This window comes from Gordoniibacillus kamchatkensis (assembly GCF_000829455.1).
Taxonomy (GTDB): Bacteria; Bacillota; Bacilli; order Paenibacillales; family NBRC-103111; genus Gordoniibacillus; species Gordoniibacillus kamchatkensis.
This window is the reverse complement of sequence record NZ_JXAK01000037.1, coordinates 13635-29268: the sequence shown is the minus strand read 5'-3', so window position 1 is coordinate 29268 and position 15634 is coordinate 13635. Positions and strand designations below refer to the sequence as shown.

The 15634-nt window shown below is 55.8% G+C and carries 11 protein-coding genes; 3 read left to right on the top strand and 8 right to left on the bottom strand.

Features of this window, described 5'->3' with window-relative positions:
• Positions 1-35 precede the first annotated feature (35 nt).
• Positions 36-479: an NUDIX domain-containing protein gene (locus tag SD70_RS19915; protein WP_041049265.1), complete on the top strand. Its 444-nt coding sequence runs from the start codon at positions 36-38 to the stop codon at positions 477-479.
• A 64-nt stretch (positions 480-543) separates the two neighbouring features.
• On the top strand, positions 544-1029 hold the full coding sequence (locus SD70_RS35075; RefSeq protein ID WP_082053511.1) for a GyrI-like domain-containing protein: 486 nt from the start codon (positions 544-546) through the stop codon (positions 1027-1029).
• On the opposite strand, the gene SD70_RS19910 is transcribed toward SD70_RS35075, so the two are convergent.
• Positions 953-3055: a hypothetical protein gene (locus tag SD70_RS19910; RefSeq protein WP_041049264.1), complete on the bottom strand. Its 2103-nt coding sequence runs from the start codon at positions 3053-3055 to the stop codon at positions 953-955. The two genes, SD70_RS35075 and SD70_RS19910, sit on opposite strands and share 77 nt — an antisense overlap.
• A 206-nt stretch (positions 3056-3261) precedes the next feature.
• On the opposite strand from SD70_RS19910, the gene SD70_RS19905 reads away from it, so the two are divergent.
• Complete coding sequence (locus tag SD70_RS19905) at positions 3262-4893, top strand: FAD-dependent oxidoreductase (RefSeq protein ID WP_052487674.1); 1632 nt, start codon at positions 3262-3264, stop codon at positions 4891-4893.
• Positions 4894-4963: 70 nt separating this feature from the next.
• Here SD70_RS19905 and SD70_RS33690 read toward each other — a convergent pair whose 3' ends face one another.
• The 7 genes from SD70_RS33690 to SD70_RS19875 all read right to left on the bottom strand — a co-directional run bounded on the left by SD70_RS33690 (position 4964) and on the right by SD70_RS19875 (position 15584).
• Positions 4964-6112 (bottom strand): hypothetical protein, encoded by a 1149-nt coding sequence (locus tag SD70_RS33690; RefSeq protein ID WP_052487673.1) that lies wholly within the window; start codon positions 6110-6112, stop codon positions 4964-4966.
• The gene (locus tag SD70_RS19900) at positions 6007-7734 is read right to left on the bottom strand and encodes a glycoside hydrolase family 15 protein (protein WP_052487672.1); all 1728 of its coding nucleotides are present in this window, start codon (positions 7732-7734) and stop codon (positions 6007-6009) included. Before SD70_RS19900 ends, SD70_RS33690 begins: the two co-directional genes overlap by 106 nt.
• Before the next feature lie 29 nt (positions 7735-7763).
• Positions 7764-10667, bottom strand: a complete 2904-nt coding sequence (locus tag SD70_RS19895; RefSeq protein WP_082053509.1) for a glycoside hydrolase family 66 protein — start codon at positions 10665-10667, stop codon at positions 7764-7766.
• 91 nt (positions 10668-10758) lie between these two features.
• Positions 10759-12471: a glycoside hydrolase family 66 protein gene (locus SD70_RS19890; RefSeq protein WP_156158107.1), complete on the bottom strand. Its 1713-nt coding sequence runs from the start codon at positions 12469-12471 to the stop codon at positions 10759-10761.
• A 5-nt stretch (positions 12472-12476) separates the two neighbouring features.
• The gene (locus SD70_RS19885; protein WP_041049263.1) at positions 12477-13298 is read right to left on the bottom strand and encodes a carbohydrate ABC transporter permease; all 822 of its coding nucleotides are present in this window, start codon (positions 13296-13298) and stop codon (positions 12477-12479) included.
• A 14-nt stretch (positions 13299-13312) separates the two neighbouring features.
• Positions 13313-14194, bottom strand: coding sequence for a carbohydrate ABC transporter permease (locus tag SD70_RS19880; RefSeq protein WP_041049262.1), 882 nt, complete (start codon positions 14192-14194; stop codon positions 13313-13315).
• Positions 14195-14222: 28 nt separating this feature from the next.
• Entirely contained in the window at positions 14223-15584 is a 1362-nt protein-coding gene (locus tag SD70_RS19875) for an ABC transporter substrate-binding protein (RefSeq protein WP_041049261.1), read from the bottom strand.
• Positions 15585-15634 lie beyond the last annotated feature (50 nt).

Below are 15634 nucleotides of genomic sequence, written 5' to 3'. Positions count from 1 at the left end.
CTTTTATGGTAATTTATTGGTAAGGGGGGATTCCGGTGTTAAGAAGGATCGATGAACTTCCTACGGATAAAACAATTGCAGGGGTACACAGCGTGCCTCTACTAGATGACGGTTCGATTGTCATGGTATGGGATAGGAATGAGCAGGTTTTAACTACGGTTGGCGGACGAATCGAAGCTGGCGAACATATTGACCAAGCTTTAAATCGGGAAGCGGTTGAAGAAGCCGGAATCCTATTAAAGCCAGAGAGAATCCCGTTTGCATGTTGGTATTGGACAGAAACAGATACATATACTGTATTCGTGCTTGCAAGGGTAGATAGCTTTGTGCCAATACCGGAAGGCTTTGAAACAACTGGCAGAGTCGTTATGAACTTTGAAACGGCATTGCAAATGGTCAATAAAATTGAGGGGCGGGCGGAACGCACGCAAATATTAAGCTATGCGCGAGAACTGGCATCGGAGTTGCTTAGTCGCTGAATCCTCCTGAACTCCTTATTGCAAGTATTCGCTGTGAAGAAAAATCATAAGAAAGGTGATGCGTATGACCGGACAAAATGCTGTGAACATGGAAACGCTTTGGACTATTAGGACGGAGCAATTCAAGGAAAGAAGTTTTATTGGTTTGCAGAATCCATTACCTCAATCTTATGAAGATGAACAGCGGCTTTTTGCAACACTTGCAGCCAGAAGAAACGAAATAATGGGACAAACCTTAGATGGCAATACCTATATGGTGATTCACGATAATGGATCAAAAATGACAGTAGGATTGATGGTAACGCAGCTCGGAGAAATTCCTGACGGGATGGTTTCTTTAAATCTTCCTGACGAAGAGTATGTGGTTTTCAGATTCGAAGAGAAACACATTTGTTCCTTTTGGCAGTTTTTTTGCGACCGGGAAAATCAGAAGAAATACGAGCTGGATGTAGTGAAAGCCAGATTTGAAACATTCAATGATTCGTTGCAACCAAATGGTATAACGGAGATTTATTTTCCAAAAGCAAGTCATGCTTATGTGAAGGCATAAAAGAAGAAGCCGGTACGCCAGCTTCTTCTTTCGCCCGAATCATTTTACTCCACGTCCACATGCCAAGCTGCTTCCACACGATCCTTTCGCCTACGCGCAGAACAAGGCTCAGGTCGTGGGCGCCGGGAGCGAGGGGCCTGGAAGCGTTCAGCCGGTACAACTGGGTGACTGTATCGTCCGTAACCGGTTTGCCGGCAGGGAAAATTTCGATCGAAGAGGCATGGCCGTTGCCGCCGAGGTCGTTATTTTCTTCAATAGTCAGCCGCGGTTGCAGCGCATCCTTCAAGTTTTTCTGTTTCCATGAAACCTGACTGTCGTAAAGAAAGGCATGAAGCTGAGCTGAACCTCCGGTTATTTTGGCGGGCAACTTCCCGAGTTCGACCGTATAGCTTCCTTCGTAAAGGGCATGCCCCGACCAAGGGATCGGAGACAGGCCGAATAACTGCCTGACGTCAGGCTGCCTCAAATACCACTCGCCTTCTTGCTGCGCCGGCGCGCTGCCGAGAGCTACCGTCTTCTCCAAAACATCTTTCCAGTAAATTTCGGCGCTCGATTTCCCGTTATGCAACACAAAGGAATAATCCCCCCTGCCGTAACGGACGGCGCTCCGCTCGTTATCCGCACTGGTCTCTTTGTATCCCAACTTCTCGGCAACGGCCTTTAGGTTCAAGACGTCAACGCCTTCCTTAGCATAGCCTGTGCGAATATCTTGATCCAGCGTTAAAATGCCCCGGCTATCGGCCTGGATCGCAAGCTGCTGCGGATACTGGGCTTGGATTTGCAGTTCGGTGCCTGCATCAAGATCCAAGAGGCGGTCTTGGTCCCATATATGGAACGGAATCCAGCCTTTATGTCCTTCTGCGGTTACAGCCAGCCATATAGTGCCGTCCGGCAATGTCCATACGGCGTTTACGTCCGCTTCCTGATTGCGGAGCAATAAAGCCGATGAAGTATAAGGTACACCCGGATAGCGCATCAGCATGCGGTCGCCGTGAATCGATATGTTCCAGTGGACTTTTACCGCATCCGCGGGCTCTCCGTAAAGCAGATTGATCCATCCCGTTCCTTTCGATGTTTTCACATGGTACCAGCTGCTAAAATGCCAAATCTCGTAAGGGCCTCTTCCGTACCATAACGGCTGGGTAATTTTCTCAAAAACGGCAACCTTCTCGCCGGAAATTACGGCCAGCTCTTTGTTTGCCGGCTCGCTAAATAAAGGAATTTCGGCGGCGACATCGAGCGTCTCGTCCGCAGGCGCGATGGCCACGCCGTTTTGCCATGTCCAAAGGGGGCCTTGCTCCGTCTCCACCAAAAAGTAACGGTCATAGATGGTAGTATATTGTTTAATGACGCGGGTCTCGCCCGGAGTTGCGTAGTCGGGCTTAGCGCGTTCCGGATGGACAGCTGCCTCGAGCTCCTTGTTTCCCGACAATCCGTTGTAGTAAACCGTTTTGTTTACGGCTTGAATCGTTCCGATCTGATTGACCGGGATATGCGCCCACAAATCTCCCATCCAAGACGTGCGAATCTGAATCCACGCTTTGCTGGACGGATCGTTCGTATAGAACCACTGCTTCTCTGCGCCTGCGACCTCAACTTCTTGCGGGGCAAGAGTCGCTACCGGACCGCCCCGCTCGCTCTTTTTGCCGTAAAGCGGCGTATCCGCCAGCAGCACGATGCGTTCGGGCGGGGCTATGTCGATTTCCCACGGCTTCGGGCGAATCCAGCGGGGACCGAACATCGTTTCGATTTTCCAGTTTGCGGCTCCGATGGACCAAGCGCCATAGGTCTCGATGACTTTGACGGTTTGCGGGGCAAACCAGCCTTCAGGCTCGTCGTCGGGAGTATCTTGGGCAGGATAGTATGCCGTATCCGACAGAAGCTCTATAGTGCCGGGAATGCGCAAACCATCGGGGGAGTACGGACCCTGTGCCATGAAATCGGCCGAAGTACCGGCAGGTTTGCCTAGCAGACCAGCCATGGTCAGCGCTATTAATGCCGCCATCCAGATTGCTCGCAATTTCATCCTCCAACCACTTCCCATCGCAATATGTGGTAAATATTTCAAATGTTAGACGTAAGGAGCTGTCAAAAGTTTCACTTTACGAAGCCCTGTTTTGAAGTTCGGTCCAAAACGGACCGGGCGAATTTACATTCAGTTTAATTTGGCGATGTAAATTCATGGCAGGAAACCGTATGAAAGAGAGACGGAAATGGAGAGGAGCTGTCGTCATGGCATATGAATCGATTCCGGTGCTGATCGTGGGGGGAGGGCTTGTGGGGCTATCCGCCGCTTTATTTCTGGGCAAGCACGAAATCCCATACGTGCTGGCAGAGCGGCGCGGCGGAACGTCCATTCATCCGGGAGCCCGCGGGTTTAACGTGCGAACGATGGAGCTGTTCCGGGAGCTCGGTCTCGAAGAGGCGATTCGGGAAGCCGGCGCGGCTTTAACCGATAGCACGGATATTTACACGGCCGAGACGCTTTCCGTTGCCGATTTGGACTTGGCGGCAAACCATGTGCCGGAAGGAGCGCGTCTAATGACGGGTCATTTCGCCAAGCTTGCGGACGTAAGCCCGACGAGCGGAAACCTCTGTACGCAAGATGCGGTTGAGCCCATTTTGCTTGAGGCGGCCCGCCGGCAAGGGGGAGATTTGCGCTTCCATACGGAGCTGAAATTTTTCGTGCAGGACGATTCGGGCGTAACGGCCATCCTGGAAAATCGCGCGACCGGAGAGCAGCAAACGATTCGGGCCGAGTACATGATTGCCGCCGACGGGGCAAAAAGCCAGATTCGCCGGGCCCTCGGCATTCCGATGACAGGCCGCGGTTCGCGCGGGCACTACATCCATATTTATTTTCAGGCGGATCTCAGCGAAATTGTGCGGGGCAAGGAGTTCAGCATTTGCAACATTACGCATCCTGAAGCGCGCGGGATGCTCGTCGCCGTCAATAACAGCGACCGGTGGTGTTTTCGCGTGTCCTGCGATCCGGCCGCCGGGCAAACGCCTGAGGACTACCCGCCGGAGCGCTGCCGGGTGCTTGTGGCCAAAGCACTCGGAATTCCCGGTCTGGATATCCGGATTTTGAGCGTGCTGCCTTGGGAAGTTGCGGAATGGGTAGCGGAGCGGTTTCGGGACGGGCGAATTTTCGTCGCCGGCGATGCGGCGCATGTGATGCCGCTCTCGGGCGGCTTTGGAGCGAATACGGGCGTCCAGGACGTTCACAATTTAGCCTGGAAGCTGGCGGCGGTGCTGGATGGCCCGGCAGGCTCTGCGCTTTTGGACACGTATCAAGAAGAGCGGCATCCGGTAGCCGAATATACGGTGAAGCAAGCGGGTCTTATCGCGGATACGGGGATGCTATCAAGCGGAGCCGAGACGCCGGCGGGCCATCTTGTTGCAACGCTCGGCTATCGCTATGCTTCCAAGGCGGTTATCGAACAGGACAACGGACGCGTAACACCGGACGGAGAACTGGCGCTCGACGGGCGGCCGGGCACGCGCGCTCCGCATGCGTGGGTGGAAGTTTACCGCGAAAGGCGCTCGACGCTCGATTTGTTCGGAAGGAACTTCGTGCTGCTTGCCGGGCCGGAGGGCGTGGCATGGGACGGCGCTGCGGAATGCGCCTCCGAGCGGCTGGGAATCGTCATCAACGTATATTTGGTCGGGCCGGACCACGATCTCGTCGATCGGGACGACCGGTGTCTGGACGCTTACCGGCTAACGTCGGACGGCGCCGTACTGGTGCGGCCGGACGGCTTCGTCGCTTGGCGGGCGGAGCGGTACAGCCGGGACGCGGAGCGGAATCTGGCCTCGGCGCTGGAGCAAATTCTGTGCTGTACGGCAGCGGTGCAACGATAGAAAAACCGGCACTCAACCCGTTGAAAGGTTGAGTGCCGGTTCTTTTTCCAAGAGCGGTTTCGCGGACCTTTTATTCCACGTTGCCGTAGAACCAGGCTTCGCCGCTCGTCATAATCCGGTCGTGAACCGCTTGCATATCGTCTTCGGACCACACCGACGTAGACGGGTTCTGACGCACTAACGATACCGTCAAGTTGGAGAAGTCTCCGGTTGCAGCCGAGCCGGCACTGGACAATTCGGACAGGGGAATCACCATCTCGATGTTGCCCGTATTCGGGTCCCACTGCGGAGCAATAACGCCGGTGATAAAATGGTCGAACGTCCAGGCGCCGCCCGACACTTTAAAGACGGCATAGTTATTGCTGTCGCTCCAACGGCCGATCATATACTGCGCCGCATGGTCCAGAGCGCCGCCGTACATGGCCGTCGGCAAAGACGCTGCGGTGCCGTGCTTGTAATCCTCCGCATACACATTCACTCCGAATTTGGGGGCCGTATTGTACGCGGACAGGTGGCCGCTCATATTTTTAATGCGGATATACAGATTGCTGGCATCGTTGCTGATGTATACGCGCTGAATGTCCGTATCGCCGGAACCGGAAACGCTCCCGTTGTTGTCCAAATAGTAAGGAACGTTGCTGTACTGCGGCAAATCGTTCGCGACGGTCGACGTTACGTTGATCGTCTTAAACGCTCCCACGTTATACTGCGGAGGCGTGATGCGGATGTCCGCCTTGCCTTCGTACGCCAGGGCGGTCAGCACGAACCAGGCCGCGGTCACCGGCTCGATCATCGTGCTCGGCAGCGGCTTGAGCGTGATGCGCGACACCGCTTCGCCGGGCGCCATGTAGCCGACGCCTGAACGCGATACCATCCATTGCAAATAGCTTAGCGCCGTCGTCAGATCGCCTTTGTAAATATTGTAGAGAGCGACGTAAGCGCTCATTTGCGGCCAGGATGGCTCGTCGCTTTGCGCTTCGTTGCCGGCGGGGCTGTACGGCGACGTATAGTAGAATGTGTCTCCGTCGTACCGGGCTACGCCGTAGCCGTCGTGTTGGAGATGCGACAAAATCGTGCTGATATGGCTGCTGGCGCGCGAAGACAGGGCGTCGATCATGCCGTATACGATAGCGGCGTCGGACGAGGAGTCGACCAAGGTGTTCGTACCGCCGCCCGTCGTGACGGCCCGGTTGAAATAACCGTTCGCGGAATTCCACATGCCGGGCGGGCTCCACGTATCGTTTTTGTTGATGTTGGTCCGAATTTTGCCGGACACGCCGTTGTAATTGTCCGCAAGAGACGGCTGTCCGGCGCGCGGGACATGTACTGAGCGGCGTCGAGCCCGGCCGCGTACAGCGACTGGGTGAACGTGTTGTACTCCGTCTGTTCCTCCCAGATGCTGGCGTCCGGCTGGCCGAAGCCATAAGGGTCGGAGCCGATGTAGTTGTATACGAAGTCGGCGGACTTTTTGTAATAAGGCCAAATCGTATTGAGGAACGTCGAGCTCCCGGTCAGCTTGTAATGCAAGTACGCGCCGATCAGGAAAATGCCGACGGAGTCGTTCTCCGGCTCGACGAAAGATACATAGGAGCTATCCCACAGGTTGAACGTCGTTTTGAAGCTGCCGTCGGCCGATTGCCGGTCTTTCAGCCAGTACCAATATTTCTCCGCGTCGGCATGAAAGCCTGCCTGATCGAGGATCATTGCGGTGACGGCGCTGTCGCGGATCCATACTTTGTAGCCGTAAGCGATCGGGTTCGTAGCGGCCGGCATCGCTCCGGTTACGGGGTTGATCGAATTTTTAATCGCGATCAGTGCCCGTTTGTACGTTTCGTTGATGCCGCCGTCGGCGAAATTGACGGTTTGCCCGCCGCCAAGCCAGTTGGCGTAGGCATTCTGGGTTTGCGTGAACCAGTACGAGGCCGTCTGCGCGCGGGCGGTGTCGATGGCGCTTTGCGCATTGGCCAGCGTATCCCGCACAGTGGCGACGAAGGACAAGCTGATAGAGCTGTTCGCCGGAATCGTAAACCGCTTCTGGAACGCTACGCTGATGTCGGCTGCCGTGACGCTGGCGTTGTTTTTGACGGTGCCGTTGCTATCGAACGTGTACCAGGCCGCGACGTCGTTTCGCGCCGTATCCGATACCGTATCGTTGGCGACTTGATAGCCGTCCATCGGCTGCAGCGCGGTTAAAGCGACATAATATTGTCCCGAGCCGGACATGTTGACGATAAGCAAATTTCTGGCGCTGTCGTAGGAGCCGGTATTCGTATTGTTCGTACCGCCGAGGGTTTTGTTGTTGACATGGATTTGCTCCAGCAGGTTGTAGTCGACGGCGCTCGCGCTGCTGTTCGTGAACGTATAGGTCGCTACCGTAAAATTTTGATTCGGCACCATCGCGAAATCTTTGGTCACGGTAACCGGCATATTGGAGCCGCTGTAGTCGAGATACTGCGTCCGCAAAATGCCCCCGTCGTCGTAATACGCCTGGGCATTGAAGTTATGAATTTGATCGTACTTGACCGAATGCGTTTCGTCGCGGAAAAATCCCGAGTAATCTTTGATCTGGTTCGTATTGAAGTCATTGCTGATTCGCATTTCGCCGATGCGCGGGCCGTACGTGCCGGTATCGTTCTGCGACAGCTTGCTTGCCATCCAAATATTCATGGAATCCGTCCAGTTGGACATGTACAGGCTTGTCGCCGATTGCGTCGTTGGCTGCGTTGGCGTCGCAGCGGAGATCGGATCCGCGGGCCAAGCGAGCAGAGCGGAGCACAGTGCCAGAGCGGTCGCCGCCGCAAACAGCGCGCGTTTTCCTGGGTTTGCCAAACGTGATTTCATCGCAAACGTTCACCGCCTTCATCGAATGGTTAATTGATGGCGATCGAGAAATTCGTGCCTTCCCAGCGATCCGTGCTCGTCTCCATGATGCCGTTGTTGTTGTCGTCCCACAGGAACGTAAAATTGACCGTCGTTCCGGCTGCGAACGGACCGATCGAATTTTCGTAGTTGTGATTCGCGTCGCTGGAGCCGTTGTTCAGAAGCATCGTGTCGGTCACATTTTGCCAATTATTGACCCCCCAATGGGCCCAACCCTGCTCGCCGGCGCGGAACGTGATCCGGTATCCGGCCGGAGCCGAGGCGATTTTGCGGTCGAATTGCCAAATGAACGTCTTGTCGACGCTCAGGCTGTCCAGATTGATAGCGCCGGTATTCGTACTGTTGTCCCAAATGACCACGGAATGGTAACCCGGCTTCATGTGCGCCGTCAGCTCGCCGTAGCCCCACGTATCCCAGCTGCCTGTGCTCGGGAACTGCACCGTGCCTGCGTAGGCGCCGTCCACGTAGACGTCGCGGGTGGCGTTCGAGCCGCCGTTGCCGTAGCGGAAGCGGAGCGAATAATCGTCGTTCGTCGTCGCATTGACGATAAACGAAACGCCTTTATTCGAGCTGGCGAATCCGTCCACGAATCCGGTGCCGGTATAGCCGGTATGGTTCGTGTTCGTCGTTACACCGGACTTGATCGCGGTTTCCGCTTCGTACACGTTGCCCGCAGGCGTAGCGAACGACCGCTTCAGGTACACCATATCCCAGTACTGCAGCGAGGGAAGCGTGAACGACACGTATTTGCCGACGCTGTCGGTGCCGGTCGTAAAGCTCAGGCTTTGCGTCTTGCCGCTATTGATATCGGGCGATGCCAGGTAGACGCCGGAAATGGACTCCTCGTTGCCCACATACACTTTCGTCGCGAGGTTGGATAGTGTAGACGGGGTGTTCGCGGAGTTTCTCCAGTTCGTATCGTTGCCGAGCAAATTGATAAGATGGACGATATCGTAGCTGCCATTACGCTTGATTTGCTGCCAGATCGTATTCGCCGCTCCGTTGCCGCTGAGCGTCTGGCCGGCGATGGATACGAACTGCGTGCCGGCGTCGTTGTCGACGACGTCGGGATCGTACAGCAGATTTTCGTAGGCGGTAATAAAGTTGTAGTAATCCTTCATCCCTTCGCGCAAGCTCGAACGCATCTGCTTGCTCTCGTTGGGGAAGTACGGATGGCCGAGCATCTGGTCGCCTTCGCCCATCTCGATGTGGAAAGCTCCGCTTGCCGCAATCGCCGCGTCGGCAAGCCGGACGGACGGCTCGTTGAAGGTGCCGAGAGTCAGGCTGTCCAAGTTGATGAAGCCTGAGTCCGAACTGCCTACCGCGATTTTGATGTGATGCGTGCCTGCCGTAAGCTGTACAGTGTCGTAAGAATCGAACGCCCAAGTATCCCAATTCGCCTGGCTCAAAAATTCGATTTGCTTGTCGAACGTGCCGTCGACATAAATGCTGCGCGTAGCCGTCGATCCTGTAGCGTTGCCATACTGGAACACCAGCGCATATTTGCCCGTCTCCGGAACGGTGATGGCAAAGTCGACGTAATCGCCCTGATCCCCGAATCCGTCGACGAAGCCCGTTCCGGTATAGCCCGGATGATTCGTGTTGGTCGTAACGCCGGACAGCGTGGCGGATTCTGCCTCGTAGCGGGTGCCCAGGTTTTCCTGGTAATTCATATAGGCAGCGAGCACCATCGCCTTGCCGCCGTCATTGCTGCGCGCTTTTTGGATGAAGTTTTTCAAATCCATGTAGTTCGGGGAGTTTTCCCAAATTTCGCTGTAATCGAACGTCGTTTGAGCGTTTGTGGTCACATCGTTCGCCGCCCAACCGTTCACGCCGCCGTTGACGACGTTGAAGGTGACGGCTTTGCCGGGCAATCCGTTGCTATTCAAGTTGCTGCGCAAATTGTTGATGAAGCCCGAGAAGCTGTGCTCCAGATCGACGTTGCCGCCGTTATAATCGTGCATATTGTCGCGCTCGCCCATCTGGTCGAGGTGAATGCCGTCGAAGCCGGCGGTATTGATGATATCGCGGTATTGGCCGTAGATGTAGTTTTGCCAGTTCGGATCGGCGGGGCTAAAGAGCCACAGGTTTGTGTTCGGATTGTTGTCGACGAAGTCGAACACAGCCTGGCTCTGGTGGTTCGTATCGTAGTACATGCCCCACTGCGGGCTTACGCCCGAGATCGTCTGATAATCCTGCAGCGCCGCATAAGTCATCGTGTAAGGCATAGCCGCTGCATTGTAGTTGTGAACGGAGGAGATCAGATTTTGAATGGTCGGCCAGGAAATCGTGATTTTGCCGCTCCAGTCGGTCCAAGTGCTGTCGATCGTTCCGCCGGTGCGCTTGATCATGTTTTCGTGCCGCCACATCCAGTCATACAGCTGAAAAGCGTTCGTATGGTAATCCTGCACCGTCTGTTTGACGCGGGCGTCGGTGGCGCTTGCCGGCTCGCCCGGCGTATATTGCGTCAAAAATCCGTAGCGCGGATACTTCGTCCATGTGCTCGATACGTCGATGGCCGTCGCTCCGGTCGAAGACCCGGCCGTCACGCTGACGAAATAGCCTTGAAAATCTTGCGCCGGCGTCGTCCATGGGAACGACACGACCGTCGAGCTTCCCGCCGCAAGCGATACGTTCTGCGAAGTTTGATAGGCGGTCGAATCGAGGTGCGTTATGGTCATATTGACGCTGCCGTTAAAAGCGCTTCCCGAATCGTTCGTCATTTCCACGGAAATCGTGGCCGTCGCCCCGGGGTTGTACCTGGCCATGTCCGTGTAAACCCGTTTGATGATACCGCTTGCGGCAGCTTTGGCCGGGACGGGCAGGGCGGGGCAGACGAGCAGCAAAAGGGCGAGTGCGAGCAGTCCCGATCGCATGAGCCTTTTGTCCATCATTTCTTCCTCCTCTTCAACGATTTCATGCTCCGACCGTTGCTAGATGGCCCGGGTAGAGAAGACGCATCACCTCCTTTCGGCGCTCGCAGGTTCAAGCTTCCATTTCCACGACGAGCAGCTCCCATACATATACAGGCGGAAGCTCGACCGTCAGCGTCTTGCCTTTCGGACCGGCGGCGATCCGGTACGGCACTGCTCTGGGGCGCCCCATCTCCTTGTCGGGGGAGGCGGCGAACACCGAGCGCACCGTACCGTCCAGCGTGATGACCGCCTGGATGCCCTGCTGCGGGTGCGGCGTCCGCTTTCCCTCGTTCCAGAAGTCGTCGTTGTTCGATAGATTGATGAAAGAAATCGTCTTGTAGCGCCGGCTTTCCCTGATCACCGTCCACATTTTCCCCGCTTCGCCGTATGAGCTGCAGGGAAAGCCTTCGAACGTGTATTCTACATTGTCCCAGCCGGTGTGCGTCATCGAGACGTCCTCCAGCGCCGCATCGTACAGCACGTTCGCGTACCTGACGAGGAAATCGTAATAATTTCTTATCGTACGCACGAACTCCGCATCGTCTAGCCGCGAATAGTCGACGTAATAGCCCTGCGTCAATATGCCCTGAAACTCGCCGTGCAGCAGATGATAAGCTCCGTTCGCGGCAATGGCGGCCGTCAGCAGCAGCGCCGCAGCGTTCGCCCTCGCCCATTCGTCTTTCGGCAAGTCCCGGTACGACTTCAAATACGCCGCCAGAATGACCGGCTTGCCGTTCCCAAGCAGCTTGGCCCGCGCGATGATATCCCGCAGGTGATGATAGCGCTCGTAGGGAGGCCACACCTCGATATACATCGCGTCCTGCTTGGCATCGCCTACCGTGCCCACAGGCCAATTGCCGACGTTGTTGAAAATGAGCCCGACATCGCCGCTAACGCGCTCCAGCCGCTCCCGCGCATGGTCGATGAGGACGGGGAACTGCTCCTTCAGCACCTCCAGCCGTTCGTCCCCGTGCAGCCGGGAAAACGCCGTCTTCGGCGCCCCGTACGTATCCATATGAATGCCGTCAAAGCCGACGAGCGTCAGCGCCCTTTCGTACTGCTGCAAAATATGATCGTGCCACGGCGAATCCGGTGCGATATTCATGATGAAGAACAAATCGATCAGATGGTGAACATTGCCATCGCTGTCGTAAAGCGCCCAATCCGGATGCTGCTCGTAAAAATCCCGGCTTGCCCCGTACACGGCGCCGTAGGCGATCGATTTCATGCCGAAGCGGCGGCACAGCGCGATTTTCTCCTTCACGACGTCCAGGCTCAGCTCCCGGCCCATCAAATCGCGAAATTCGCTTTGCGGCGGCACCAAATCGTCGTGGCGGTACATCCAGTCGTAAAACTGGACGAGGTTGATGTGCAGCTTGCGCAAATAGTCGACGTCCGCGGCGACCCCCGACTCGTCCGTATCGAAATCGCTCAAAAAACCGTACCGGGTCGCTTTGCGCCAGTCAGACACGACGTCGAAGGCGGTCGAATACGTCTCGAGCGCCTCCTCGCCGTCATAAAGCGTCACATCCACCCCATATCCGTCGCAATCGGCCTCTATGGCCGCAAACTCCCACTCCACAACCGCCGTTCCTTCGGCTGGCAGCTCCACTTCGCGAAACAAGGTTCCCACATGCCGGTCCAGCAGCATGACGCGCGCCTCCATTCGCAGCTTGCGCGCCCCGGTCCCCACATGGCGCAGTTCCGCGCACAGGCCGATCCGCTCGCCGCTGGCAAACTGCGCCTTGGCCGGATACAGATCGGCAAACCATTCTTGAGCCATGCTCGTCACCCCTTCACCGCTCCGGCCGTTATGCCTTTAATGAAATATTGCTGAAACGCAAGAAACGCCAGCACCGCCGGCGCCAGCCCGATAGCGGCTGCGGCCGCCATCAAGTTCCATTGTGCGCCGTATTTTTGAAAAAACATCGCCACCGCAAGCGGAAACGTGTGCATTTCGCTTTTTTGCAAAAAGAAAACCGCCTGCGCGTAGTTGTTCCAGATCGATAGCCCCGACAAAATGACTACAGCCGCCGTCACCGGCCGCAAAAAGTGAAACGTGACGCGCCAAAAGGCGGAAAAGTACGTACATCCGTCCATGACGGCGGATTCCTCGACTTCCCGCGGCAGCAATTTGATAAAGCTCGTGTATAGGAACACCGAGAGCGGCATCGCGTTAGCCGCCATCAGCAAGATCATCGCCCAATGCGTGTTGATGCCGTGGATCGATTTCATCAGGCTGTACAATGGGACCGTAATGATAATCGCCGGAATCATCATGGACACGAGCAGCGTGTTCAACACGGCGGCGTTGAACTTGCCGGCGAAGCGGGCAATCGAGTATCCCGCCGAGGAGGCCAAAGCCACGATCAGCAGCAAGGAACAGCCGGTAATGATCGCGGAATTGGCCATCGCCATGCCGATATGCGATACGTTCCACGCGTCCGCAAAATTGCGGAATCGAAAATCGGGCAGCCATGCGATGCCGTTCGCGATCGCCCGGGAAGGCGAGCTTAAAGCCAAATATAGCAATACGTAAAACGGAAACACCGAGATCAGGGAGATCAGCGCCGCCACCGCGTATTTCAACCATGCTGCAAGCCGAGCCATCGCGCCGCTCCTCCTTACATCTCAAATTCCCGGGTTTTCATAAACCGCAAATAAACGGCGACCGGAATGATGATGATGACAAACAGAATGACCGCAACCGCCGTCGAATAGCCCGTCTGGCTGCCGTACAACTGCCTCATGATGTACAGGCTCAGCGACTCCGTGCTGTAGCCGGGGCCTCCGTCCGTCAATGCGACGATGATGTCGAAGACGGACAAGGAGCCGATGATGTTCGTGACGACATTGATTTTGACGGACGGATACAGCATCGGAATCGTCACGTAGCGCAGCGTCTTCATGTAGCCCGCGCCGTCGATCCTGCTCGCTTCGTACAGTTCAGACGGGATCGACTGGAGACCCGCCAAATATACGATCATCGTCATGCCGACATACTGCCATACGTTCACGGCAATGAGCACGATCAGCGCGGAATTGCTGCCGCCGAGCCAATCCATATCCCCGAGCCCGCCGTGCAGCGGCTTCAGCATGCGAAACAGGAAGCCGCGCTCGGGCTGCAAAATAAAGTACCAAATGTACCCCATAATCAAAGGGCTGATGACCGCCGGCATGTATACAAGCGTGCGCACAGCCGCTTTTCCTCTGAACGGCCGGTCCATCAACAGCGCGTACAAGAAACCGAACAGATTGAGCAAAGGCGCGCTGCCGAGAGCGAACAGCACCGTATTGCGCACGTCTTGCTTGGCCCGGTCGTCCTGGAAAAAATCGAAAAAATTTTGCAGCCCGACAAAATGCGGCGCCGTCATCCCGTTGGAATCGGTCAGGCTGACCCCGATCCCGCGGGCGAGCGGATACAGGAAAAATACCGCAAACAGTACGATCGCCGGCACCGCCATATAGTTGTGCAAACGATTGTTGATCGATCTTAGAAGCGTCATAACATTCCCCTCTAGTCATGCATCGCGATTACTTCTTGTTGGTTGCGCTCCACGCTTTATCCCAGGCCGTCTTGTACGCCTTGGCGAAATCGAGGCTCGTTTTGTACTTGCCGGCAAGCAAATCCTGCACCATTCTGCCGGCATCGTCGCCGGAGAAGCCGGCCGGCGTGTCGGTAAACGGTATGTTCGCGGCGGTGTTCAGCGCGTTCGCGGCTCCGTCCTTAATCGGGCCCCAGTCCGCGCTCACGTCCTTGAACGCCGACGGCGATTTCAAAAATTCGCTGTACGCTTTCAAGTTTTCAGGCTTGAACAAGTAGTCGAGAAACTTTTTCGCTTCGGCCTGATGCTTCGACTCGGACGTAATCGCGTATACGGAGTCTTCCGCCGACAGCACAACCGGCTTCGTGCCGTCCATAATGGCCGGATACGGGCTGAATCCGATGTCGTCCTTCAGGCTCGGGTTCAGCTTGAGCAAATCGCCCAGCACCCACATGCCTTGGCTGATAACGGCGGCTTTGCCTGCCGCGAAGTCCTGCTTCTGATTGTCGTAGGTTGCCGTGAGCGCATCTTTATTGATCAGGCCGTCTTTTTTCAGCTGCAGCATTCTGGACGCGAACGTATCGATGCTCCCGCCGGGCGCGTCGAAAGCGAGCTTGTCGGCATCGTTATTGATGAAGGCGAGGCGGGACGGATTCACTCCCAGCTTCTGCTTGATGACGCCATGCGCCCAAAATTCGATCAGATGGCCGAGCGTCCACGATTCTTTGCCGGCGATGAACATCGGCGTGACGTCCGGCTTCTTCTCCTTGATCGTCTGCAAATTGGCGGTAAAGTCGCTCCATGTCGACGCTTCTTTCAGCCCCAGCTCGTTAAACATTTTCTTGTTGTAGAAAATGCCGGCCATCGTCACGTTCGTCGCCACTTTATATTGCTTGCCGCTTTTGACGTCGGTGCACAGGTCTTTAATGGAGGGCAGGATGCGCGACCAGAACGGTTCGTTCGACAAATCGGCATATTTGCCCTGGTCGATATAATCTTGCGAGACGACGGTCGTAATGTCCGGCACGTCGCCCGAGGCGAACTTGACCTTCATCACGTTGCTGGCGTCTTTTTGATATTCCTGCTCGACTTCGATGTTCGGATTTTCCGCATTGAACTTTTTGATCAAATCGTTCATAAAGTCGACGGTTTCCACTTTGCCCGTAAAAAACTTGATATGCACCTTGTCCCCGGATGCCGCGGGCTTGCCGTCGTCCTTTTGCGCCGGAGCCGGAGCTGCTTGTCCGCTCGCTTGTCCGTTTGCCGGGCCGTCCTGCTTCGCGCAGCCCGCGAGTGCGGCCGACGTAAGCGCAAGGGAGCACAATGCGACTGATACCAATTTTTTGACCATCCGTATATCCCCTTTTCGTGAAGTGGTTGGGTTTCCATCTTTATCTTAAG